The sequence below is a fragment of the Coprococcus sp. RTP21204st1_G4_RTP21204_210225 genome (genome assembly GCF_040915385.1).
Classification (GTDB): domain Bacteria; phylum Bacillota; class Clostridia; order Lachnospirales; family Lachnospiraceae; genus Allocoprococcus; species Allocoprococcus comes.
This window is the reverse complement of sequence record NZ_JBCPDP010000066.1, coordinates 1-400: the sequence shown is the minus strand read 5'-3', so window position 1 is coordinate 400 and position 400 is coordinate 1. Positions and strand designations below refer to the sequence as shown.

The following is a 400-nucleotide window of genomic DNA, read 5'->3' as shown; positions in this document are numbered from 1 at the left end:
AATTTTTTCCTATTTTGATAAAGACGACAAGGAATTAAATGCAATTCTAAAACGTTTAGAAATAACATCAAAAGGCTTGAAGAAGCACGAAAAGATATTCCAAATCTTAATGACAAAAAAGCAAGATATTTTCAACAAAGAATAATTATGAATTTCTTCTATAACGTATATGCAGAGGCTTCAAGTGTTGAATCGCTTGAAGTCTATCTTCAAGATCATTCTGATGAATTGTACGACATCTATGCATCAAGGTATAATGTCCTGTCTGAAGCCTCTGATGATATTGACAAATTTGTACAACTAAAGTTCAAATGTTATTCTCAACTTGACTTCTCGAGCACTCAAAACAGGTCGTTTCTGCTGATTATGCTTGACTTGGCAGAGCGTCTTAATCTGCAAG

The 400-nt window shown here is 33.2% G+C and carries 1 protein-coding gene; it reads left to right on the top strand.

Annotation, left to right across the window (positions count from 1 at the left end):
- Nucleotides 1-147: 147 nt before the first annotated feature.
- Nucleotides 148-400 (top strand): hypothetical protein (locus tag AB5213_RS17125; protein WP_368277033.1); only part of this gene is annotated, 253 nt, incomplete at its 3' end.